Here is a 22,529-nt window from a genome sequence, read left to right as displayed (position 1 = left end):
AGCGGTTTGTACTGCTTATCAGTTATTAAATACGCAGACTTGTTACTCTGGATTGTTTAAGTTACTGTGCTTGCGGCTGTACAGGAAGTAAACAATCAGACCTAAAGCGCCCCATACCAAAAAGGCAATTTTGGTGTCAACGCGCAGGTTCCACATCAGGTATAAGTTTGCCAGAATACCCAGCGTAGCTACAACCGGCAGAGCTGGTGTTTTGTAAGGCCGCTCCAGATTCGGCTCGCGAACACGTAGCAGCCATACGGCTCCGCAAATCATAGCAAACGCTAAGAGCGTTCCTGAACTACACAATTCAGATACTTTGTCGATAGGAGTCAGGGCGGCAACGATAGAAACAATACCACCTACCAGAATCGTACTTTTCCAGGGTGTTTTGAAGGTCGGATGGATAGCGGCAAATAATCCTTTAGGCAAAAGGCCATCTTTAGCCATGCCCAGGAAAATCCGGGTCTGGCCGAGCATCATCACCAGCATTACGGAAGTCAGACCACCGATAGCGGCTATCGTGATGATATAAACAGCCCATGTTAAGCCAATATCCGCGAATGCCTGAGCAACGGGAGCTTTCAGGTCGAGGTTATCATAACGGACCATACCCGTCAGGACCAGCGTTACAAGGATATACAGAATCGTACAGATGATCAGCGAAGCGATGATAGCGAACGGAACGTCTTTACGAGGATTGATAGCTTCACCGGCCTGCGTAGATACCGCGTCGAAACCGATGTAGGCGAAGAAGACGATACTGGCGGCAGTCACAATACCATTGAAGCCGTAGTGCTGCTGTCCTTCTTTCATAACCGCTTCGGGAATAAACGGAGTCCAGTTCGTCGTATCAATGTAAAAAGCGCCAACAACGATTACGAAGATAACCACCGCTACTTTTACAATGACGATCAGATTGTTTGTACTAGCTGCTTCTTTAATGCCTTTTACCAGGATATAGGTAACGACCCACACAATGAGAAAAGCGGGCAGGTTCATGGCAAACGTAAAATCAGGGATGGCCTGACCGGCGGCTCGTAGCGCATCCGCCTTTTCGTGAGCTGTGACGGGGTCGTTCATCAACCACAAAGGGGGTTCTATGTGGAACAGATGAAGTAATTTTTCGAAATAACCCGACCAGCTAACGGCTACTGTCGTAGCTCCCATCATGTATTCCAAGACAAGGTTCCACCCGATAAACCAAGCAAAAATTTCGCCTACTGTGCCATATGAATAAGCGTATGCCGAACCTTCTACCGGCAAGATAGAAGCAAACTCGGCGTAGCAAAGAGCCGCGAATGTACAGGCTACGCCGGCCATCATAAAAGACAGCACCAGAGCGGGACCAGCCCACTGGTTGGCAGCGATTCCTGTCAATACAAAAACGCCACCTCCAATAACCGCTCCGATACCCAGCGATGTCAGCCCCCAACGGGTTAGGACGCGCTTAAGCTCACTCTTTTGCATATCTGCGGCATAGGCCGATAACGGCTTTTTGCGCATTATGCTGGTATTAACTGGTTTTAGTTTGGTTTCCATACAGGAAAATAGAGTTTGGTGATTACGGCTTTCAGAAAAAGATTCTTAGGCTAAAGCGCGAGGAAAGATAATGAATAATCAAATATGAACCAGAAAAAGCCGAACAGCGTCAAAACTGTTCGGCTTTTTGGTGACTCAATTTACTATGACTGCGATGGACGAATAAGCGGAGTTTTTGCTTTCTTCTCTTTTTTCGCAGTGAACTCTTCAGGCGTAGTTGCTTCTGCGCTGGTGAAGTCAGCCGGAATCGCGTCGAAGCCAGTTTTCTTTTCGATGGTTGTCGGCGTTCCGTTGTCTTTTTCCTGATCGTTGCTCAAGGCGTCAACCACAATCGGCGTTGCCACGAACAGCGACGAGTACGTACCAACAATGACACCGATCAGCATCGCGAAAGAGAAGCCCCGGATGGTTTCACCACCGAAAATAAAGAGTACCAACAGGACAAGAATGGTTGAGAAACCAGTCACCGCCGTACGGCTCAGGGTGCTGTTCAACGCATTGTTGATGATCGTTGGAATACTTTCTTTCTTACCCCGGTTTTCGTTCAGGTATTCGCGAATCCGGTCGAAGACAACGACGGTATCGTTCATCGAGTAACCCATGATTGTCAGCAAGGCGCCCACAAATGCCTGGTCTACGTCAAGCGAGAAAGGCAGTAAGCCGTTGAAAATCGAGAAAATAGCGAGGATAATCAGTACATCGTGGAACATAGCCACTACCGCACCGTAACCGAACGCCAGCTTCTTGAATCGAATCAGAATGTACACAAAGACGACCGCTACCGCTAAAAGAATCGACCATAACGCCGATGTCAGAATGTCGTAGGCGATGGTCGGTCCAACTTTCTGCGAACTTTCGATGTGCGCCGGATTGCCTTTTAGGCTGCTCAAACCTTTGTAAATGGTCGCTTCGGCGCGTTTGTCAGCACCTGCCGAGTTATCGTCAACCAGATAGGAAGTCGTTACTTTTACCTGGTTCGCGCCAATACCCGTACCGCCGTAAGTTTTAACCTCTGGTGATGCGCCCAAAACACCTTCCAGTGAATTCCGAACATCGTCAGTGGTAATGGCTTTTTCGAAACGAACCACATAGGACCGACCACCTTTGAAATCGACGCCTAGACCAAATCCTCTGAAAAGAACAGAAATGATACCCGCACCGATGATAACCGACGAAATGGTATAGTACAGCTTCCGACGAGAAACGAAATCAAAATCCGAATCGGCAAACAGTTTTTTTGCCCACGTCGAGCTAAAGGTCAACGTTTTGCCATTACGAATGTAGTACTCCAACAGCAGACGCGTAATAAAGATAGCCGCGAACAATGAGGTTAGAATACCGATGATCAGCGTTGTGGCAAAGCCAAGAATCAGACCCGTACCGAAGATAAACAAGACAATACCCGTCAGGAAGGTTGTTACGTTTGAGTCAATAATCGATGGGAGTGCGTTCTTGAAACCGTCGCTAACAGCTTGTTTAAAGGTTTTACCCAGCTCTAGTTCTTCTTTAATCCGCTCGAAAATAAGTACGTTCGCGTCCACCGCCATACCAATCGACAGTACGATACCGGCAATACCTGGCATGGTCAATACCGCCCCCAGCGAAGCCATGACGCCTAACAGGAAGAACAGGTTAACGAGCAAGGCGATATCGGCAATAACACCGGCCCGGTTGTAGTAGAATACGACAAAGCCAAATACCAGCAGGATACCAACAACCGATGAAAGTACACCGGCGCTTACCGCTTCTGAACCTAGCGTAGCACCGACAACGCTTTCTTCGACAATTGTCGTTGGCGCTGGCAGTTTACCGGCTTTCAGTACGTTTGACATGTCTTTCGTCTCTTCAACAGTGAAGTTTCCAGAGATGCTCGACCGGCCATTCGGAATTTCGTTCTGTACGTTTGGTGCGGTATAAACCAGGTTGTCAAGTAAGATAGCGACCGGACGACCCACGTTAGCAGCGGTTAAGCTTTTCCATTTGCGCGCACCTTCCGCGTTCATGTTCATCGTCACCTCAGGACGGCCACGATCATCGTAGTCGTTGGTAGCGTCGGTAATTACATCACCTTCCAGTGGTGCACGACCACCTGGTTTCTTGAGGAAGTAAAGGGGCAGAATCTCTTTTCCGTCCGTTGCTTTAAACGTTTTCCGGTCCCAGGCAAAAACAGCGTCGGCAGGGAACAGGCTACGAACTTCGGGTGCGTTCAGAACCGCATTTGCCCGAGCCGTATCTTTCAGATAAACCCCTAATTGGTCTTGTCCAACGGGCAGGAATAGCTGCGTTAAAGCTGTACCCTGCGCCGATGTAGCAGCGGTATCGCTTTTAGACGTAGAATCTTTCTTCGAACCTTGCGCCAACTGTGATTCGAGGCTGTTGCCCTGCGCGGTGGTACCCGTAGCCGGTGTAGAAGCTTTTGCCGTCGCTTTACGAGCGGTTTCTTCACGCAACAGATAAGAACCCATGCCTTCGATAGCTGGAGCCAGTTCGTTCAGGCGGTATACTTCCGTGAATTCGAGTTTGGCCGAGCCCGTCAACAGACGGCGGATCCGCTCGGGATTGTCTACGCCGGGTAGTTCGATCTGAATACGACCCGAACCTGGTAAACGCTGAATGTTTGGGTTAGCAACGCCAAACTTATCGACCCGCGCCTGGATGATCTGGAACGCACGGCCAAAAGCACCGTTTACTTCGTCGTTCAACAATTTCCGAACTTCGGTATCGGACGACTGGAAGTTGATTTTGCTGCGGTTTGCGCTGGTTGCGAAGATCGTAGCCAGTTTGGTGTCTGGAGCAAGCTTCTTGAAGTTGTTGGCAAACAGGTCAACAAAGCTCGTGTTGCTTGTCTTCTGATCTTCACCAGCTTGCTTCAGAGCCTCGTTAAATTTAGGATCGCGGTTATTACCGGATAGGCTACGAAGAATATCCGCTGGCGATACCTCCAGGACAACGTGCATACCGCCTTGCAGGTCAAGGCCAAGGCCAAGCTCACGCTCGGTAACTTCCTGAAGCGTGCTGCCTAAGAAAACGGGCTCTTTCCAGAGCGAATCCAGATAGCGCTGCTCTTTGGCCCGGTCGAACTGCCCCTGTTTATTGGTTGCGTAAGCCTCCGCGTCGGCTTTGATACTCCGCGAGACGAACGTGAATGACAGGAAGTAAATGCAGATAGCAGCAATTACACCCGTCAGAATAAGTATTCCGGTTCGGTTTTGCATTGGTTTCCACGGTTTGTAGTCCGTGATTAGGATAAGTGGTACTTGATACGAAAAGAAATGGATGTCCTGACCTACGGGTCAAAGACACAATTGAACAGAGAACTAATTGAAGGATAGGTAATACCTATTGCCCACGCCTGCGTTAGGGCGCGTTAGTGGCAATATGATGCCCGAAAACGTACTTGAAGTAAGAAAAATAAAAATGCGGAAGCGTGAAATGCCGGAGCAAAGGAACGCTCAACAGCAATAAGATAACGAGCGTTGGAGCCGGAAGTAAAAAGGCCGTTTGGCTCCCTCCGTCTAACGTAACTGCCGGTGCAACGACCGCTTCAAAGTGGGCCGTACTCAGTTGGGCGTCCGATGATTTGGAATCCGTCGATTTGCCCGCTTTGCTGTGTTCGGCAACCGCTTTTTTGGTAACTAGCGCTTGGTGTTCAACAAGGCCACCATGACCCCATACTGCCGAAAATAGCAGCAGTGAAGCCAGTAGAATACCTGAAAGACGTTGTATGACGCGCGGTTGCTTCATAAATTCCTTTAGCGGATAACAAATTTCGTATGTTTTTCAATAGAAAGCAAATGTCATTCGCATTTTAGGCACCGGGACAATTTTTTAGCAAGCGGACGCGGGCAAAGACCAAATAGAGAAGTTGTGAATTGCCTAATAAAATAATGTTGAGAAAGTTCATATCCCTCCAAACGGGCTTGTATACGAGTATATCGAAGGTATAATTCTATTCTGTTTTTGGAAACGAATGCCAATTTTTGACAATCGCTAACCAAACAATATCATCTTGCGAAGCTCGATTGGATCGCATCGCTAAAATTTACCTACTTTCGTTTTATGGATTTGCACGAATTTATTCAATTAGCCCTTGCCGAAGACGTTGGCGACGGCGATCATACTTCTTTATCGACCATTCCGGCGGATGCCCAAAACCGGGCTCGGTTGCTGGTTAAAGAAGCAGGAATTCTAGCGGGTGTCGAAGTGGCACAGGCGGTTTTTGCCGAAGTCGATCCCACGCTTCAGGTAGAGGTATTAGTACAGGATGGAGCCAGCATAAAGCCGGGCGATATCGTTCTGACGGTGAGCGGTAACGCCCGTAAGATTCTGACGGCCGAGCGGCTAGTGCTGAACTGTATGCAACGCATGAGCGGTATTGCTACGCATACGCGTCAGTTGGTTGACCTACTCGAAGGAACGCGGGCTAAACTGTTGGATACCCGCAAGACCACGCCAAATTTCCGGATTTGTGAGAAGATGGCTACTAAGATCGGTGGTGCTGTCAATCATCGGTTTGGTCTGTACGACATGATCCTCATCAAAGACAACCATGTTGATTATGCCGGAGGAATTGAAGCGGCTATCACTAAGGCGGTGGCTTACCTGAACGAAACCGGACGTTCACTACGAATCGAGGTTGAAACGCGGAACCAAGGTGAGGTTGAAGAGGTATTGCGGGTAGGGCAGGTAGACGTTATCCTGCTCGACAACTTTAAACCCGAAGGAATTCGGGATATGGTTCGCTTGATCAATGGTCGGTTCATCACCGAAGCGTCGGGCGGTATTGATGAAAGCAACCTGCGCGCTTACGCCGAAACGGGCGTTGACTTTATTTCGTCAGGAGCATTGACGCATCAGGTCAAAAGCCTTGATTTGAGCCTGAAAGCCTATTAATAAACGAGTAAGCGCTGGCTGTAGCTCGATTAAAACTACAGCCAGCGCTCACCTGGACCAAATCCTTACTTTTCCATTTCGCGCAGCAATTTGTTGGCGTAAATGAACTCGTTTAGCTCTTTAATATCCGATTGCGTTAAGGTATCGCTGTTGCCTTCCCACAATTTTTTGCCTTTGTAAAGGAACATGATTTTCTCGCCGATCTCCATCATGGAGTTCATATCGTGCGTGATGACAACGGTTGTAATCTGATACTCGTCGGTAATTTCCGAAATAAGCTGATCGATCTTGATGGATGTTAGTGGGTCAAGACCGGAGTTTGGTTCGTCACAAAACAAGTACTTCGGGTTTAATACAATAGCGCGAGCAATACCAACGCGTTTTTTCATACCACCGCTGATTTCGGACGGCATCCGGTCCCCCGCTGTTTCCAGACCAACCCGACGTAGACATTCCTGCACTCGATCCTCTTTTTCGCTGGTTGACTGATCGGTTAGCATATCGAGCGGGAAACGAATATTTTCAGATACCGTTTTTGAGTCGAACAGCGCCGATCCCTGGAAGAGAACGCCCATTTCTCGCCGGATGGTTTTCTGATCGTCCAGACCTGTCGTCAGAAAATTGCGTCCGTCGTACAGAACCTCGCCTGAGTCGGGTTTTATCAGGCCAATCATGCACTTCAGCAAGACGCTTTTCCCCGTACCACTCCCCCCAATAATCAGGCTTGTCTCCCCCGGTTTAAACGTTCCGCTGATACCCGCCAGCACCTGACGGTCGCCGAAGGTTTTTTCTATATTCTTGATTTCAATCATGGTCCGGATAAATTACGTCAGCAGAAGCTGCGTTAGAATAAAATCGGCAGCCACAATAGCAATACAACTGTTGGTTACGGCCGCTGTCGAAGCCGCTCCTACTTCAAGTGCGCCACCGGATACGGTATAGCCCTGATAAGCCGAGATTGTTGACACCAGAAAGGCAAACACAACGGTTTTGGTGAGTGCAAATGTCACCCCGAATGGATTGTAATCGAAACGTAGTCCAGATACGTAATCTTCCGGCGAAATAACCCCCGCCAGTACCCCGGCGATGTAGCCACCCAGAATAGACAGGAAGCCCGCCATGATAACCAGGAGGGGTATCATAAGGACCGAGGCAACGACCTTGGGTAAGACCAGGTAAGAGCTTGAGTTAATTCCCATCACCTCCAAGGCGTCGATTTGTTCGGTGATGCGCATAGTGCCGAGTTCACTGGCTATGTTAGAACCCACCTTACCGGCTAATACAATACAGGTCAGAGTAGGAGCTAGCTCCAGAATCGTACTATCCCGTACAATCAGGGCGATAATATTATGCGGAACGAAAGGGTTAGTGAGGTTATAAGCCGTTTGAACGCAGGTGACCGCGCCGATAAAGGTATTAACAAGAGCAACAATGAATACTGATCCAACACCAATGGACGTACACTCATTTAAGATAAGCCCCAGATAAACCCGAAATTTCTCCCGGTTGCGGAAGAGTGTACCCAGAAAGATAAAATATTTACCTATGTGTGACATAAAGGCATGTAAGCGACCTGTGTCCTGGCTGGACACGACATATCGAGAGAACCCCGGCAAAGGTAGAATGGTTTCTAACGTAACTTGCGCCGTATACTAAACCTTATCGCTCCTGAAAGGTATACGGTTTAAACACACGTTTATGAATCCATTGATTGTTGTAACCGGTGGCACCAAAGGTATAGGTCGTGCTATTGTCGATCGGTTTGTTGCCGAAGGCTTTGATGCTGTCGTTTGTGCCCGCTCTGTTGATGGCCTGCAAGGACCGGGGTTGTTGCCGTTTGCTGCTGATCTGTCGAGTCGTGCGGGCGTTACGACACTGCTCGATTACATTCATTCGCTCAACCGGCCCGTTGACGTGCTGGTCAATAATACGGGCGTGTTTCTGCCGGGACAAATTCAAGACGAAGCCGACGGTACGTTTGAGCAACTAATGACCACGAATGTTGGCAGCGCGTATCACCTGACGCGGGGGCTAGTCGGCGATATGGTCGCTCGGAAGAAGGGACACATATTCATGATTTGCTCAACGGCCAGTATTACCGCTTACACAAACGGAGGTTCTTACTGCATATCGAAGTTTGCGTTGCTGGGAATGAGCCGGGTTTTGCGGGAAGAACTAAAGCCGCACGGAGTTAAAGTAACCGCTTTGTTACCCGGAGCAACGTTTACCGCTAGTTGGGAAGGAACCGATCTACCCGAAGAACGTTTCATGAAGGCGAGTGACGTGGCTGATAGTGCCTGGGCTGCTTATACGTTGTCGAAAAGTGCCGTAGTTGAAGAGATTCTTATCCGTCCCCAATTAGGCGATCTTTAGTGCGGTTAATCAGTTCTGGCAATAAGAAAACAATCCGCCGGCCCCGGATGACGGTTGACTAATGACTCTTTTGTATCTTGCACCCCACTTCATCCAGTCTAAACTGATAACTGTTCACTGTTAATCGATAACTGTTACGAATGTCTTCTGTTGAATATTTGGGTATTGACGTCGGCGGAACGAACGTCAAAATGGGTATCGTTGATGCCAATACGGGTAAAATCTCTAATTTCTATAGCCACGATACCATTAGCTGGCGGCAGTCCGGGCACTTCGTCGAGCGCTTTGGTGATGCCGTTGCCTTACAATTGTTTTCTAACAAGGAAGTTAAACAAGTTGGTATTGGTCTGCCGGGTATGCTCAATCGGGAACGGACCGTACCCCTTGAAATAACGGCTATTCCTGAAATCAACGGCGTTCCGCTTGTAGAAAATTTGACGACACGTTTTCCCGGTGTTACATTTTTTCTGGAAAATGATGCTAACGCTGCCGCTTTGGGTGAATACTATTTCGCAGAAGAGAAGATAACGGAGAACTACATTTTTATCACATTAGGTACGGGTGTAGGTGGAGCGGCTATCATCAACAAGAAAATTTTTACCGGTGGTGATGGTAATGCGATGGAGCCTGGACATATTCCGTCGCGGAACGGTCGGGTGCTGGAGCGCAACATCGGCAAAAAAGAATTACTCGAGCTAGCAGCTCTTCGCCGGAGCGAATACATGGGCGAAACCCATTTGCCCAACGACGGTGATATCTCAACGACGGGTTTGGTTGCCGCAGCCGCCGAAGGTGACGAACTAGCACTTCAAATCTGGACCGAAGTTGGGGAAATACTAGGAGAAGGTCTGGCTGCGCTGATCAAGATTCTAGATATCAAGCAAGTCCTGATCGGTGGTGGTTTGTCCGCTTCATTTGATTACATCCTGCCCGCTGTTGAGAAAACGCTCGACCACTGGCTTAATGACTATTATAAGAACGGTCTGTCGATCAAACGCGCTACGTTGGGTAACGATGCCGGTTTGCTGGGTGCAGCATCGCTCTGCTTCGAATAACAATCATTGTCGAGAAGCGAAGAACGATTGTTATTCCGTTCTTCGCTTCTCGATAACCATTAAACTACGTTGACTTCCGGCGAAATCTGAATTCCGAACTTCTCAAGTACGGATTGCTGTACTTTCCTCGCAAGGGCTAAAATTTCATCGCCGGTTGCATAGCCGTAATTAACCAGCACAAGGGCTTGCTTGGCATGGACGCCTGCATCCCCCGCCCGGTATCCCTTCCAACCAGCTTGCTCAATAAGCCAACCCGCAGGTACTTTCACCGTATTATCGCCAATTGGATAGCCGGGTAGTGCCGGATACTCTGCTTTAAGCGCGTCAAACTGTTCTTTTGAAATTTCCGGGTTCTTGAAAAAACTACCTGCATTACCAATCTGCGCTGGGTCAGGAAGCTTACTACGCCGAATCCGGATAACGGCGTCGCTGATAGCTTTTATGGTTAAGTTGTCTTCCGGTACGCCCATTTCGGCCAGTGTTTCCTGAATAGCTCCGTAGCGTGTGTGAAACGTGGGCCGCTTATCGAGCTGAAACGTTACGGTTGTAATAATATATTGACCTTTTAGTTCTCGCTTAAAGACGCTCTCCCGATAGCCAAACGCGCAGTCTGCGTGGTTGAACGTACGTTTTTCGCCCGTGGGTATATGAATGGCGGTCAGTGACTCGAACACCTGTTCCAACTCTACCCCATAAGCCCCGATGTTTTGCATAGGAGCGGCTCCAACGGTTCCGGGAATAAGGGAAAGATTCTCAAGACCTGCGTAACCGTGCTGAATAGCAAACGCTACTAATTCGTGCCAGCTTATTCCGGCTCCGGCTTTCAGGTATACATGATCATCGTCTTCGCGGACGACCTCAATACCCTGAATATTCATTTTGACGACCAAGCCATTGAAATCATGGCAAAGAAGGACATTACTGCCTCCACCAAGAATCAATTTAGGCGTATCGACAAATTCCGTCAATTGTAACAGAGTCTGGATATCAGCCTCCTGGTTAATTTCAACCCAGTACCGTGCGTTGACATCAATGCCAAAGGTATTGTAAGGCTTGAGCGACACACGGCTTTCAATAGTCAGCATGCGTTATTCGTAGTAAGTACCCAAAATTAACCAAAATATGGATTGGGTTAGCGAACGGGCTTATGGGGTTTCAGAATACAACTTGTAAAATGGCTACTTTTGCTATCTAATTTAATTACAGCTATGCGATTTGGATTCAATGGCTTTGCCGTGTTGACTTTCCTAGCCTTAACAGGTTGCGCAACAAGTCGCCCTACGGTGTCAAACAACTCATCCATAAACTACAATAGTTACAACGAAGACCTTGCGGCTACTCGACCTGTATATAATGCTTCTCCTGCTGGACGGTCCCCCGCAGCTACCCGGCCTGCCACCCCGGCTCCAGTTTCACCGCCTGCCACCGCGTCGCCACGCAAAAATGACGTAAGCAAACCCGCCGTTCCAGTTGAAGCATTGCATGTCAATCGAAAGCTAGATATGGTGATCGACACACTTGCCGTTAAGAATCGAGCGGTCCGTTATGCACCCGGATACCGCATTCAGGTGTACGTAGGTAATCAAAGACAAGAAATTGATAAGATTAAGTTACTGATTTATCAAAATTTTCCTGAACTTAGTCCTTATTTGACCTATAATCAGCCAACATATAAACTTAAGGTGGGAGACTTCATGCGCCGAATTGATGCAGAACGCTATTATGCGTCAATCCGTCAATTATTACCTTCTTCCCAGTTACAGCCTGATAAGGTAGAGATACGCCGTAGCCTCTCGATAAAATAATTTATATAATTAGCTTGCTATTACTTAGTTTTGGTATGTTTTGTACAATTTTAGCGGTGTTATTTCCGTGTAACAAATTATGAAAAAGGCATTGATCACCGGTATAACCGGACAAGATGGGGCTTACCTAACTGAACTTCTCCTAGAAAAAGGGTATGAAGTACATGGTATCAAACGTCGGAGTTCGCTGTTCAACACGCAGCGGATTGACCATATGTACGAAGATCCACATGAAAGAAATGTGCGCTTCAAACTACACTACGGCGATTTGTCTGATTCCACCAACATCATCCGTATTATTCAGGAAGTACAACCCGACGAAATTTATAACCTGGGCGCTATGTCGCACGTACAGGTAAGTTTCGAAGAGCCTGAGTATACGGCACAGGTAGACGGTATTGGAACGCTCCGTATCCTGGAAGCTGTCCGGTTACTTGGTCTTACGGAAAAGACCCGTATCTATCAGGCATCAACATCCGAGTTATATGGTGGGGTACAAGGTCATGCTCAATCGGAAACGACACCGTTCTATCCGCGTTCGCCTTATGCCGTAGCAAAGCAATATGGTTACTGGATTACCGTCAACTATCGCGAGGCTTACAACATGTATGCCTGCAATGGTATTCTGTTCAACCATGAATCACCGCTTCGTGGCGAAACGTTCGTTACACGCAAAATCACCCGTGCTGTAGCGCGTATCGGTCTTGGATTACAGGACAAAGTTTACCTCGGTAACCTTGACGCGCAACGTGACTGGGGCCATGCCAAGGATTACGTTGAAGCTATGCACATGATTCTTCAGCAGGAAAAACCAGAGGATTTTGTTATTGCTACAGGCGTAACAACCCGTATTCGGGACTTCGTACGGATGTCTTTCGCTGAAATTGGCGTTGAACTTGAATTCAAAGGCGAAGGTGCTTCTGAGAAAGCTGTCGTTGTGAGCGCGTCAAACCCAGATTTCCCACTTGAAGTTGGTAAAGAAGTTGTCTGTGTTGATCCACGCTATTTCCGTCCAACGGAGGTTGATCTGCTGCTCGGCGATCCAACAAAAGCGATGACCAAGCTAGGCTGGAAACCCAAATACGACCTTCCAGCGCTGGTTAAAGATATGATGACGGCTGATATTGATTTGTTCCGTCGCGATCAGTTACTAGCGAAGAGCGGTCACCAAGTACTGAATTACTACGAATAGGAAGTAAACAATTCCATTTTAGCAGTACGTCAATACTAAAAAAGCCCATCTTTCCAGATGGGCTTTTTTAGTATTCAATCACTAGGGCAATTATACAGGTACTGCGTAGTAGTACATCCGCGAACTGTTCGGATACATACCGATCAGCATCAAGCCCTCACCTTCTTTAACCGAAGATAGGATGGCTTGCAGGTCTTTCGTCGTTTTGACGTTTTTACCGTTTGCTTTTACAATGATGAAACCTTCTTCGATATCGGTTTCAGCAAGCTTACCATCCATAATTTTCTTCACACGCACACCACCAGAGATACCCAGTTGTTTGGCATCTTGAGCACTTAACTCTTCAAAGTTAGCGCCGAGTGAACTGAGGGCAGTGTTTGTAGCAGTAACGTCGGTTTTCTTGATGACGTCGCGGCCACCGTTGCGGTTACGAAGTTCAACTTTGAAGTCGCGCTCAGTACCGTTGCGGTTAACTGTAACATTCAGAATGTCTCCTGGACGACGACGACCGATGATCTCACGCATCTGTGCGTCCGAATCAAGGGGCTGACCTTCCATCTTAACGATTACATCGCCCTTCTCTAAACCTGCTGTTTTAGCGGCACCGTTGTCAACAACACTCTCAACGTAAATACCACGGCCTACTTTAGCGTTTTTCTCTTTGGCAATCGTGCTATTCAACTCGATAGGCATGATACCCAGATAACCGCGTTGTACGTTGCCGTATTTCAAGAGGTCAGCTGATACTTTTTTCACGAGCGATACCGGAACGGCAAAGCCATAACCGCTGTAGTAACCCGTTGCCGACGCAATGGCCGAGTTGATACCAACCAGTTCACCACGGAGGTTTACGAGTGCACCACCTGAATTACCAGGGTTGATAGCGGCATCCGTCTGAATAAACGATTCAACAGGCGTATCTGCTTTCGAATCGTTCTGCTGCTGCTGTTGACGAGCATTTTGGTCAAGGATACCGATCCGACGGCCTTTAGCACTCACGATACCAGCGGTAACGGTCGATTCAAGATCAAGCGGGTAGCCAACGGCTAGTACCCATTCGCCCAGTTTCAGCGCGTCAGAGTCACCAAGAGTAACTGCGGGCAGGTTGTTGGCTTCGATTTTAACAACTGCTAGATCCGTTAGTGGGTCAGTACCAATTACTTTAGCTTTAAAGCTTCGTTTGTCGGTCAGAATAACTTCAACCTCATCGGCGTCTTGTACAACGTGGTTGTTCGTTACAATGTAGCCATCTTTGCTAATGATCACGCCAGAACCTGACGCCTGTCCTTGTTGACGACGAGGGCGGCTTTGACCACCAAAATCATCACCGAAGAAATCTCGAAAGATGTCAGGGACTTGTTGCTGGCGAACCGTACGGGTCATCGTCGTGCGGATGTGAACAACGGTGGGAGTTACGGCTTCGGCTGCGGTGGAGAAATCGCCGGGAGTTGCCGTTGGACCATTGCCCGTTAAGGCGGCCAAGCGTCCCGTAATCGTTGGAGTGGATGACGACTCGTTAAAGATAACATCCCGCTGATTAAACCCTAGAAGGTTGTAGGCAGCCAGCGTCACTACACTTGATAGAAGTGCCATTAACGCCAATAGTTTCCAGTTGCTTTTCATGGTTAATTGGGAAAATCTAAATTGCTGTTCTTGTTGTGTAAGACGTATACTAATTTACTTCTACTTGTCTATATAACGGAAACTTGGTGCTGAAAAATCCAGGGAATCTTACCCTTAACAAATTTTAACAAGGCTTTGTTAGGAGGGCCTCAGTATGCATAAAAGCCCGCAGGAGCGCTCCTCACGGACTTTTATGCGTATTGTTTCAGTCACCATATTAGCCGCCGATCTCAATCTGGCGTGGCGGTTTTACTTTAGCTTCTTCACGTTTCGGAATCTCAATTTTAAGAACCCCATCGGTGTACGAAGCTTGTATGTTATCAGCATCTACCGAAGTAGGCAAGGTGAATATTCTTTGGAAAGACGAATAGCTAAACTCGCGACGGGTATATTTTTCTTTGTCCCGCCCTTCGTCGCTAGGTTGTTCCTGTTGCGTTGCCTGATAGGAAGAGATTGTAAGATTGTTGTGGTTCAGATTGAGTTTAAAATCCTCTTTCTTCAAACCAGGAGCGGCTACTTCAATCCGAAAACCATCCTTGTGCTCAACCACGTTCACCGCTGGAACATTATTTACCCAGGATGAATTCGAATTGAAAAGATCATTCATGTCGCGGCCGAAAAAATTCTCGATCAACGATGGAAGATTGTTGTTCGTGCGCATTAACGGATTCATGACTGATGATTGATTAGGAGTTAGAAAATAAGTTAACTAGTTATGCTACTTATTTTTCAAACTCTGTGCCAGCTTGAATTCGGAAAGCAGGTAGGTCAATATGTCATAAATTTGACATAGATAAGCACGACGAATGGACAAAATGGCTTGATTATTCGCCAGGAGTGGCAAAAATGATTGCACAAAGAGATTAACGCACAAAGACGAGTGCGGTTATTACTCTACAAATTTTGTGGATTTTCGAAGAGGGGCTGCTTATTTAGCGTCCAGAAGCTCAAGTGCTTTTTCTGCGGCAGCTTGTTCAGCTTTCTTTTTACTGTAACCACCACCCGTAGCAAATTGCTCATCGTCAATGATGACCTGCGCGATAAACTCGCGGAAATGGCTATTGCCCTTCTCTGACAAAATTTCAAAACGCACTTCTTTGCCTGTACGTTGCGCCCACTCGATGAGCCGGCTTTTGAAGTTCACGTTGTTTTGAACTACCGAGTCAATATCGTAATGCGAGAGTAGTTCTTTGAGAATAAACCGGCGGGAGAAGCGAAAGCCTTTGTCTAAGTAAACCGCACCAACCAGAGCCTCAAGAGCATCACCATACATCGACGTACGGGCAGGCAAACTACGGGTACGGCTACCATCGTACTCAATCAGGTGATCGAGGCCAATTTTGCGGGCAATTCCGTTCAGGGTTTCGCGGTTAACAATTCGGGAGCGAATCTCAGTCAAGAAGCCTTCGTCCTTGTACGGGTATTTTTTGAATAAAAATTCGGCAATGACCATGCCCAATACGGCATCGCCCAGATACTCCAGCCGCTCGTTTGACTCCCGAAATCCTTCAATAGCCGTGGCTTTCGAGGCTGAGGTATGACGCAACGCCAATTGGTAAAGGCCGATGTTGGACGGCCGTTCACCAATGATGTGAGCAATTGACCGGCGCAGGTTTTTGCGCGGATCGGTGTTTTGCGACCGGAACCAGTCGAACGGATTGAACAAACTACGGGGCAGCGCGAGTTGCACGACTCAGCTTAGTTTACGGAAAATGACAATGGCATTATGACCTCCAAAACCGAACGCATTGCTCATAACCGTTGTCAGTGAACGAGCTTGCGGCTTCAGTGGCGTCAAATTGAACCGAGAGTCGATCTCTTCGTCTACGTTAAACAGGTTAATCGTAGGCGGTACAAGTTGATGCTCCAGAGCCTTGATACTGGCAATTGCTTCCACAGCACCCGCTGCACCCAGCAAGTGGCCGGTCATAGACTTCGTCGAGCTGATATTCAGCTTGAACGAATGATCACCGAACAATTGATAGATGGCTTTAAGTTCCTGTGGATCACCGACTGGCGTTGATGTGCCGTGCGTATTGATGTAATCGATATCTGTCGGAGCGATCCCCGCATCGTCAAGCGCATCTTTCATCGCCAGATAAGCGCCGAGACCTTCGGGGTGTGGCGCTGTGATGTGATAAGCGTCTGACGACATACCACCACCAATGAGTTCAGCGTAGATCTTGGCTCCGCGCGCTACAGCGTGATCGTACTCTTCCAGAATAAGCGATCCAGCTCCTTCTCCTAACACAAAACCGTCCCGGTCTTTGTCGTAAGGTCTTGATGCCGTTTCGGGCGAGTCGTTACGCTCTGAAAGCGCACGGTTGGCGTTGAATCCTCCGATACCGGCGCGGGTGACAGCTGCTTCGGAACCGCCCACAACGCACATATTCAACCGACCCAGACGAATGTAGTTGAAGGCATCGATGATGCCATTGTTGGTAGATGCGCAGGCCGAAACAGTGACGTAGTTGGTACCACGGAATCCGTACCGCATGGAGATCTGACCCGACGCGCTGTCGGCGATCATGCGAACGATAAAGAAAGGATTGATTCGGGGGGTGCCGTCGCCTTTGGCGTAGTCGAGCATCTCGTCTTCGAACGACTTAAGACCGCCAATGCCGGAGCCCCAGATAACACCGACTTTGTTCCGGTCGATTTTCTCCAGGTCTATTTCGGCATCCCGAATGGCCTCGTCAGTGGCGATAAGCGCATAATGGGTGAACGCATCCATTTTGCGGGCCTCCTGCCGAGGAATAAACTGTGTGACATCGAGCCCTTTCAGCTCACACGCGAATCGCGTACGAAACTTAGAAGCATCAAATTTCGTGATCGGGCCGGCACCGCTTACGCCGGCTGATAAGTTGTTCCAATAGGAGGGTACATCGTTACCAATCGGCGTAAGTGCGCCTAAACCCGTTACGACTACTCGTTTTAACGTCATACAGTTCTACTGCGGGGGTAATTAAAAAGAGGAAAGCATTAGTTGCTAAACCTCAGGAATTATTTACCTGCGTTTTCTTCCAGGTAAGTGATAGCCTGACCAACCGTGCCGATGTTTTCAGCCTGATCGTCTGGGATAGAAATGTTGAATTCTTTCTCAAATTCCATGATCAATTCAACCGTGTCAAGTGAGTCTGCGCCTAGATCGTTCGTGAAGCTAGCCTCTGGCGTAACCTCCGACTCTTCTACGCCCAATTTCTCGACAATGATATTTTTGACCTTTTGTGCAATTTCTGACATTTTAGTAGTCCGTTGGGGTTGAAAAACTGCGCAAAGAAAAGGATTTACCTTTGGATTATCAAACAATTTTTTCGAGCAGTAAAACGTTTCATTGGGCTGTTTATTGTGGGTAATAATCTGAAATTCAGCGGATAAAGTATGTTTTATTGTGTTTCTAGTTTGTCAATAGACTACCCCTGAAAATAGAAAGCTTCCGAGTTTTTGCCGTGATAAGGGCGCTGTCGAGGGGCGGAGTACTCATTTCATTCTTCGCTTTGTTTTGTAAGGACCAAGGCGCAAATCCCAAACTTTGCCTATTTCCTCCCAAAGTCTGGCTAGTTGGTCACACCAATTTTAGGGGCCAGAAGCAATGTGTTTGTTTTGACTCATCGAAACGGCTGACACCTGGTCGGCCATCAAACGAAATCAAAACATCCTTAGAAACACACTGCCATGAAAACGATCAACAAAGCCCTTGCTCTTTTAATTTCTGCTGTTGCTTTTACGGCTTGTACCGATCAGTCTATCGAACCCATGCGGACCACCACACAGCCGCAATCGATGATCGTTCGCCCGGATACCACGTATAGTTTAGATCGTATTACACTTGAAAACAACGAGCAACTCACGTATGAGCGGCATGGCAAAGTGACGCTTACCGAAAACGTAGAGCAAGCTACTCCTCAGCCCACTACCGTAGAAGCGCCAGTCAGTCTCCCTAAACCGCACGTAGTTCTTCGTGATGAGCCACACCAGACCGTTATGCCGGTTGTTCATGCGGATACATCAGCTTATTAATCACAGTATCCTCCTACCTGTCAGATCTATACCCTTCTACCACAATGCAAGCCTTTACGCCTACTTTCTCTGATTTTCAAAACTACCTTCGTTGGCCGGACTATCAGCAGCCGTTGACAGACTCGTCTAAGAAGCCGTTGCTGGTCCAAGTGCGCACATTTCTGAGTGAGTATCCGCTGCTTCTAATTTTTATGCTACTCTCGACAGGCATGGTCCTGTTAATGGAGCAGGTAACAGGAGAGAATATTTTTACGCCCCTGCTACAGCGCTACACATCGTCCATAGGTATTTTAGTAGCCGCCGTTCCGGTTGCCGTTATTCTTGAAGAAGTTGTCTTCCGCGCTATTTTACGACTCACACCAAATCGTCTTAGAAACACGGGCTCTTTTTTGGTAGCAGGGTTAGTGGGGTACTGTTACCAGCATATACCGGGCAGTAATCATCAGACGTCCACCTTATGGTTTGTGCTAACTTGGGGGGTAGCGGCTTATGCATTAGGCAACTGGCTGAAACGACCTGCTGTGTTTAATCGCATCCACGCCTTCTGGCAAGCTAATTTCCGCTGGATCTACTACGCCATTACGGGACTATACGCTTGTAGCAAAATTCATGACGGATTCAATGCACTGACCGGCTGGCAACTGCTCATCTTACCGCTCATGCTGCTGATTGGCTTACTAAGCGGCTCCTACTACGGCTATATTCGGATGAAGTACGGGTTTTGGTACGCAGTGGCGGTTCATTCCCTGATGATAGTTACTCCACTGACGTTGGAAGTGCTTCGAACCCTGTAACTTTGAAAGGATAGATGGAAAGCACCTTGAAAACAAGCCCACTAAAATCAGGTTATTGGTCCGCCTTTGCTAACTGGTTTCAACAGACAGGGCAGCCGCTGATTGCCCGATGGTGGATATGGGTTGTCTTAATCATCAGTATAAGCTATCTGACTTATCAGTTCAATCAAACCAGCCTGGAGGATCAATTAACCGAGTACGTTACCAAAGCGGAGAAGCGCGACCTGGAACTGGCAAAGGAAGGGGGACGTTGGGCCAGTTCGTCGTATCGGACGGGTGCTTTCGCTGGTAGAATTGTACGATCTTTCGCGGATAACAGTGGTGTGTGGGTGGCTTTCGTTGTACTGCTATTTGCCGTGATAAGAATTCAGTACGAGTATATCTTTCGCAAACTATTCGAATCGGATAACCTGGGCAGAGTCATCTACGTGTTTTTTATGGTCAGTGTCTGGCTAATACTCGGGGCTTCGTTGCCAGCCGTAATCGGTAAAGCGGGTACTCGTCAAAGTTTTCACTGGACTTTTGTGAACGGATTCATGCTACTGACCATTGTGTACAGCCTGATTGCGGCCTGGACCAACGCACGCCGTCGTCAACTGGTACTCATTCAGCAGCGTACCCAGGCTGAACTCGATGCATTAAAAGCACAGGTCAATCCACATTTTCTGTTCAACTCGCTGAATAACATCTACGGGACGGCTATTCTGGAAGACAGCCCCCGCACGGCAGAAAGCATTCAGCAACTATCGGGAATTGTGCGCTATGTGATGGAAGAGTCGCGCTTACAAACGACAAACATTCAACGCGAACTGCGCTTCATCGACGACTTTGTGGAGCTTCAGCGCATCCGTCTCCCAAATCAGGCCAACATTGATATCGCTACCCGCATTGACTGGGACGAGAAGCCCGCACAGATTGTCCCGTTGCTGCTGAATCCCTTGATTGAAAATGCTTTCAAATATGGGATTAGCATTCAACATCCGTGTTTTGTGCACATTCACTTACAAGTAAAAGACGGAATTCTCCAGCTTACCACCGAAAATAGTGTGCTTCCCCGAACTGGCCTGGAAAGAGGAACAGGAATTGGACTCGCTAATGTCCGGCAACGACTCGCACTGGCTTACCCCGACCGTCATTCCCTGCAAGTGGACGAAGACCAACGAGTGTTTCGAGTCGCATTGACCATTAACCTTTATTAATCAGTCAGTTTCCAGTCCAATCTTAACCGTAAACCTGTCATGAATTTACCCACAACCTCCGAACAACCTCCATTTGTCATTACCGAACAACCCCGCCCTGTTGGTTATCCAACGCTCAACCAGTCCTGGTGGCTGATTGGCGTCTTTTTCCTGATGCAACTTCCGGCTACGCTACCCGCGCTGGGCTTAAAATTTGCCGCTGATCGATTTGGGCTGCCTGTGCTGAACGTCATTGGTGAAACGCTGGCTTACGTGATCGCTATCGGACTTACTATTCTGTATGCCTTCCGGAAACGCGGAAGTCGTTCGTTATCCTGGCGGTCTGTTCCGGTGGCCGCTTACCCGGTAGCCGCGCTTGGTATGCTGGCACTTAGCTCACTGGCTGAGCCGCTGGTCAGTGCGATACCGATGCCTGCCGAGCTAGAGAAAATCGTTGCGGAACTGTTTACAAAAAATATGATTATTGCCGCTGTGATAGCCGCGCCTATCTTAGAAGAAGTTTTGTTTCGGGGAATTATTCTGGACGGATTTCTGAAAAACTACAGTCCTACCAAAGCGATTATCTGGTCGGGTATCATCTTCGGTGGTATACACCTGATTCCGGCGCAGGCGGTCAATGCGATGTTCCTGGGCTTTGCATTGGGTTGGCTGTATTACCGTACCCGTTCGCTCGGCCTGTGCATGTTTCTTCACTTTGTGAATAACGGGGTAAGCTCGTTGACGTTCCTGGTCAGCGATACGATGGATATGAGCCAGAATGTTACGCAGAGCTGGGTCGGCAACGATACGCTGTATATAGGTTTGCTGATCGGTTGCGTTGGTGTATGTTTGGCCTGTTATGCGTACCTGAATCGGATTTTACCTAAATCGATACAGGCTTGATTTCTCTGATCCGACAATTCTTTCAACGAGCAGGATTTATGGAATCGGCTTTGGTTTCCTCGGCCTCCGCAAGAGACCGTAAAGCAACCCGTTGGGTACTTCATCGGGAGGTAAGGCTTTTTTTGATTCATTGTGTGCTTTGGGTCGTCGTAAGCCTCTTAGCAGGGTGGCTCGAATTCACCTACCTGCCCTTTGAAATGCTTAAGGAAACTAGTCCGCTGCTGGTAAAGTATCAAAATAACTGGATTGGGTATGCCCTACTGACCATAGTGACTGGTTTCATTTATGTGCTACTTATTCACGGTAGCTACTGGCTGTATAATGTTCTGGCAAGTAGACGTAAAGTATGGACGTTTGTAGTCTTTGGTCTGTACGCTTTTGTCGTTTATATATTTATTCTGGCGGTTGTTACCATCTTGATCTTCGTGCATCTGGGTATATCAATGAAAGACAAAGCGGCTTTGCAAGAGGCTTTAGGAGGTGTTTTTGTAACATGGGTTTATACGTTGCTATTCATCGCCGTACGGGCTTATCGCCAAAACCAGCGTCGGGAACGAGCGTTAATTCTTCAGAAGACGCAGGCTGAGTTGCAGACGCTCAAGGCGCAGGTTAATCCACACTTCATGTTCAATACGCTAAACAACTTGTATGGCAGTGCATTAGCGGGCGACACCGATCGTACAGCCGCCGGAATTGAGCAGCTGTCTTCTGTGATGCGCCATATGACCGAAGCTTCACAACAAGATCTTATTCCGATTGAACAGGAAGTACGGTTTGTAGAAGACACGGTAGAACTCCATCGAATGCGTGTACCCAATACAGATACAATTCAAATCAGGACCCGGATCGATTGGGATGAAAAGCCCGCTCAGATCGCTCCTTTGTTGTTGAATCCACTCATCGAGAATGCGTTCAAGTACGGAATCAGTGTTCAATACCCTTGCTTTGTGCGTATTCAGATGCAGATTGAGAATGGAAACCTTGATGCTGTTATTGAAAATAGCCTTGTGCCCCGAACCGGGCTTGAAAAAGGGACTGGCTTGGGTCTGGCAAACGTTCGACAGCGATTAGCGCTGGTTTATCCGAACCGTCACTCGCTGGAGATACGGGAAGCGAACGACCAATTCAGGGTACACTTACAGATTAAACTTTAA

Annotated in this window: 21 protein-coding genes; 10 read left to right on the top strand and 11 right to left on the bottom strand. The window is 48.0% G+C overall.

The features are described 5' to 3' along the window. Positions 1-42 precede the first annotated feature (42 nt). From LQ777_RS23690 to LQ777_RS23680, 3 genes are all read right to left on the bottom strand, one after another. Positions 43-1,539, bottom strand: a complete 1,497-nt coding sequence (locus LQ777_RS23690; RefSeq protein ID WP_232560392.1) for an APC family permease — start codon at positions 1,537-1,539, stop codon at positions 43-45. A gap of 143 nt (positions 1,540-1,682) precedes the next feature. Then, the gene (gene secDF, locus LQ777_RS23685; protein ID WP_232560391.1) at positions 1,683-4,754 is read right to left on the bottom strand and encodes a protein translocase subunit SecDF; all 3,072 of its coding nucleotides are present in this window, start codon (positions 4,752-4,754) and stop codon (positions 1,683-1,685) included. Positions 4,755-4,896: 142 nt separating this feature from the next. Then, positions 4,897-5,283: a hypothetical protein gene (locus tag LQ777_RS23680; protein WP_232560390.1), complete on the bottom strand. Its 387-nt coding sequence runs from the start codon at positions 5,281-5,283 to the stop codon at positions 4,897-4,899. A 315-nt stretch (positions 5,284-5,598) separates the two neighbouring features. Between LQ777_RS23680 and nadC the strand changes: the two genes are divergently transcribed. Then, positions 5,599-6,432: a carboxylating nicotinate-nucleotide diphosphorylase gene (gene nadC / locus LQ777_RS23675; RefSeq protein WP_232560389.1), complete on the top strand. Its 834-nt coding sequence runs from the start codon at positions 5,599-5,601 to the stop codon at positions 6,430-6,432. A gap of 65 nt (positions 6,433-6,497) precedes the next feature. On the opposite strand, the gene LQ777_RS23670 is transcribed toward nadC, so the two are convergent. Then, positions 6,498-7,244: an ABC transporter ATP-binding protein gene (locus tag LQ777_RS23670; RefSeq protein WP_232560388.1), complete on the bottom strand. Its 747-nt coding sequence runs from the start codon at positions 7,242-7,244 to the stop codon at positions 6,498-6,500. Between the two features lie 12 nt (positions 7,245-7,256). Then, positions 7,257-7,988 (bottom strand): MlaE family ABC transporter permease, encoded by a 732-nt coding sequence (locus tag LQ777_RS23665; protein ID WP_232560387.1) that lies wholly within the window; start codon positions 7,986-7,988, stop codon positions 7,257-7,259. A 142-nt stretch (positions 7,989-8,130) separates the two neighbouring features. On the opposite strand from LQ777_RS23665, the gene LQ777_RS23660 reads away from it, so the two are divergent. Together LQ777_RS23660 and LQ777_RS23655 are read left to right on the top strand one after the other, a co-directional pair. Then, positions 8,131-8,805 (top strand): SDR family oxidoreductase, encoded by a 675-nt coding sequence (locus tag LQ777_RS23660; RefSeq protein WP_232560386.1) that lies wholly within the window; start codon positions 8,131-8,133, stop codon positions 8,803-8,805. A 140-nt stretch (positions 8,806-8,945) separates the two neighbouring features. Beyond that, positions 8,946-9,860, top strand: coding sequence for an ROK family protein (locus tag LQ777_RS23655; protein WP_232560385.1), 915 nt, complete (start codon positions 8,946-8,948; stop codon positions 9,858-9,860). A 59-nt stretch (positions 9,861-9,919) separates the two neighbouring features. Here LQ777_RS23655 and murB read toward each other — a convergent pair whose 3' ends face one another. After that, positions 9,920-10,945: a UDP-N-acetylmuramate dehydrogenase gene (gene murB, locus LQ777_RS23650; RefSeq protein WP_232560384.1), complete on the bottom strand. Its 1,026-nt coding sequence runs from the start codon at positions 10,943-10,945 to the stop codon at positions 9,920-9,922. A gap of 123 nt (positions 10,946-11,068) precedes the next feature. Between murB and LQ777_RS23645 the strand changes: the two genes are divergently transcribed. Next, the gene (locus LQ777_RS23645) at positions 11,069-11,665 is read left to right on the top strand and encodes an SPOR domain-containing protein (protein WP_232560383.1); all 597 of its coding nucleotides are present in this window, start codon (positions 11,069-11,071) and stop codon (positions 11,663-11,665) included. A 79-nt stretch (positions 11,666-11,744) separates the two neighbouring features. After that, positions 11,745-12,857, top strand: a complete 1,113-nt coding sequence (gene gmd, locus LQ777_RS23640) for a GDP-mannose 4,6-dehydratase (protein ID WP_232560382.1) — start codon at positions 11,745-11,747, stop codon at positions 12,855-12,857. A gap of 90 nt (positions 12,858-12,947) precedes the next feature. Here gmd and LQ777_RS23635 read toward each other — a convergent pair whose 3' ends face one another. The 5 genes from LQ777_RS23635 to LQ777_RS23615 all read right to left on the bottom strand — a co-directional run bounded on the left by LQ777_RS23635 (position 12,948) and on the right by LQ777_RS23615 (position 17,723). Then, positions 12,948-14,480: a Do family serine endopeptidase gene (locus LQ777_RS23635; RefSeq protein WP_232560381.1), complete on the bottom strand. Its 1,533-nt coding sequence runs from the start codon at positions 14,478-14,480 to the stop codon at positions 12,948-12,950. A gap of 217 nt (positions 14,481-14,697) precedes the next feature. Beyond that, a complete protein-coding gene (locus LQ777_RS23630) occupies positions 14,698-15,153 on the bottom strand; it encodes an Hsp20/alpha crystallin family protein (RefSeq protein WP_232560380.1) in 456 nt (151 codons plus the stop codon). A 255-nt stretch (positions 15,154-15,408) separates the two neighbouring features. Next, positions 15,409-16,170 carry a ribonuclease III gene (gene rnc, locus LQ777_RS23625; protein WP_232560379.1) on the bottom strand — a complete coding sequence of 254 codons (762 nt, stop codon included), beginning with the start codon at positions 16,168-16,170 and terminating at the stop codon, positions 15,409-15,411. A 3-nt stretch (positions 16,171-16,173) separates the two neighbouring features. Next, a complete protein-coding gene (gene fabF, locus LQ777_RS23620; protein WP_232560378.1) occupies positions 16,174-17,424 on the bottom strand; it encodes a beta-ketoacyl-ACP synthase II in 1,251 nt (416 codons plus the stop codon). Between the two features lie 59 nt (positions 17,425-17,483). After that, positions 17,484-17,723: an acyl carrier protein gene (locus LQ777_RS23615; RefSeq protein ID WP_009284998.1), complete on the bottom strand. Its 240-nt coding sequence runs from the start codon at positions 17,721-17,723 to the stop codon at positions 17,484-17,486. 432 nt (positions 17,724-18,155) lie between these two features. Between LQ777_RS23615 and LQ777_RS23610 the strand changes: the two genes are divergently transcribed. From LQ777_RS23610 to LQ777_RS23590, 5 genes are all read left to right on the top strand, one after another. Further along, entirely contained in the window at positions 18,156-18,500 is a 345-nt protein-coding gene (locus LQ777_RS23610; protein ID WP_232560377.1) for a hypothetical protein, read from the top strand. 44 nt (positions 18,501-18,544) lie between these two features. Continuing rightward, positions 18,545-19,294: a hypothetical protein gene (locus LQ777_RS23605; RefSeq protein WP_232560376.1), complete on the top strand. Its 750-nt coding sequence runs from the start codon at positions 18,545-18,547 to the stop codon at positions 19,292-19,294. Positions 19,295-19,308: 14 nt separating this feature from the next. Continuing rightward, complete coding sequence (locus LQ777_RS23600) at positions 19,309-20,493, top strand: sensor histidine kinase (protein WP_232560375.1); 1,185 nt, start codon at positions 19,309-19,311, stop codon at positions 20,491-20,493. 39 nt (positions 20,494-20,532) lie between these two features. Further along, a complete protein-coding gene (locus LQ777_RS23595) occupies positions 20,533-21,375 on the top strand; it encodes a CPBP family intramembrane glutamic endopeptidase (RefSeq protein ID WP_232560374.1) in 843 nt (280 codons plus the stop codon). A 197-nt stretch (positions 21,376-21,572) separates the two neighbouring features. Beyond that, positions 21,573-22,529 carry a sensor histidine kinase gene (locus tag LQ777_RS23590; RefSeq protein WP_232560373.1) on the top strand — a complete coding sequence of 319 codons (957 nt, stop codon included), beginning with the start codon at positions 21,573-21,575 and terminating at the stop codon, positions 22,527-22,529.

The organism is Spirosoma oryzicola, from assembly GCF_021233055.1.
Taxonomy (GTDB): domain Bacteria; phylum Bacteroidota; class Bacteroidia; order Cytophagales; family Spirosomataceae; genus Spirosoma; species Spirosoma oryzicola.
Note: the sequence above shows the minus strand (reverse complement) of the source record. Positions and strands in the feature narration are given on the sequence as shown.

What these genes read in the sequence shown, in the direction of transcription:
- LQ777_RS23690 (WP_232560392.1), bottom strand. Translation starts at nt 1,539, where the DNA reads ATGGAAACCAAACTAAAACCAGTTAATACCAGCATAATGCGCAAAAAG.
- secDF (WP_232560391.1), bottom strand. Translation starts at nt 4,754, where the DNA reads ATGCAAAACCGAACCGGAATACTTATTCTGACGGGTGTAATTGCTGCT.
- LQ777_RS23680 (WP_232560390.1), bottom strand. Translation starts at nt 5,283, where the DNA reads ATGAAGCAACCGCGCGTCATACAACGTCTTTCAGGTATTCTACTGGCT.
- nadC (WP_232560389.1), top strand. Translation starts at nt 5,599, where the DNA reads ATGGATTTGCACGAATTTATTCAATTAGCCCTTGCCGAAGACGTTGGC.
- LQ777_RS23670 (WP_232560388.1), bottom strand. Translation starts at nt 7,244, where the DNA reads ATGATTGAAATCAAGAATATAGAAAAAACCTTCGGCGACCGTCAGGTG.
- LQ777_RS23665 (WP_232560387.1), bottom strand. Translation starts at nt 7,988, where the DNA reads ATGTCACACATAGGTAAATATTTTATCTTTCTGGGTACACTCTTCCGC.
- LQ777_RS23660 (WP_232560386.1), top strand. Translation starts at nt 8,131, where the DNA reads ATGAATCCATTGATTGTTGTAACCGGTGGCACCAAAGGTATAGGTCGT.
- LQ777_RS23655 (WP_232560385.1), top strand. Translation starts at nt 8,946, where the DNA reads ATGTCTTCTGTTGAATATTTGGGTATTGACGTCGGCGGAACGAACGTC.
- murB (WP_232560384.1), bottom strand. Translation starts at nt 10,945, where the DNA reads ATGCTGACTATTGAAAGCCGTGTGTCGCTCAAGCCTTACAATACCTTT.
- LQ777_RS23645 (WP_232560383.1), top strand. Translation starts at nt 11,069, where the DNA reads ATGCGATTTGGATTCAATGGCTTTGCCGTGTTGACTTTCCTAGCCTTA.
- gmd (WP_232560382.1), top strand. Translation starts at nt 11,745, where the DNA reads ATGAAAAAGGCATTGATCACCGGTATAACCGGACAAGATGGGGCTTAC.
- LQ777_RS23635 (WP_232560381.1), bottom strand. Translation starts at nt 14,480, where the DNA reads ATGAAAAGCAACTGGAAACTATTGGCGTTAATGGCACTTCTATCAAGT.
- LQ777_RS23630 (WP_232560380.1), bottom strand. Translation starts at nt 15,153, where the DNA reads ATGAATCCGTTAATGCGCACGAACAACAATCTTCCATCGTTGATCGAG.
- fabF (WP_232560378.1), bottom strand. Translation starts at nt 17,424, where the DNA reads ATGACGTTAAAACGAGTAGTCGTAACGGGTTTAGGCGCACTTACGCCG.
- LQ777_RS23615 (WP_009284998.1), bottom strand. Translation starts at nt 17,723, where the DNA reads ATGTCAGAAATTGCACAAAAGGTCAAAAATATCATTGTCGAGAAATTG.
- LQ777_RS23610 (WP_232560377.1), top strand. Translation starts at nt 18,156, where the DNA reads ATGAAAACGATCAACAAAGCCCTTGCTCTTTTAATTTCTGCTGTTGCT.
- LQ777_RS23605 (WP_232560376.1), top strand. Translation starts at nt 18,545, where the DNA reads ATGCAAGCCTTTACGCCTACTTTCTCTGATTTTCAAAACTACCTTCGT.
- LQ777_RS23600 (WP_232560375.1), top strand. Translation starts at nt 19,309, where the DNA reads ATGGAAAGCACCTTGAAAACAAGCCCACTAAAATCAGGTTATTGGTCC.
- LQ777_RS23595 (WP_232560374.1), top strand. Translation starts at nt 20,533, where the DNA reads ATGAATTTACCCACAACCTCCGAACAACCTCCATTTGTCATTACCGAA.
- LQ777_RS23590 (WP_232560373.1), top strand. Translation starts at nt 21,573, where the DNA reads ATGCTTAAGGAAACTAGTCCGCTGCTGGTAAAGTATCAAAATAACTGG.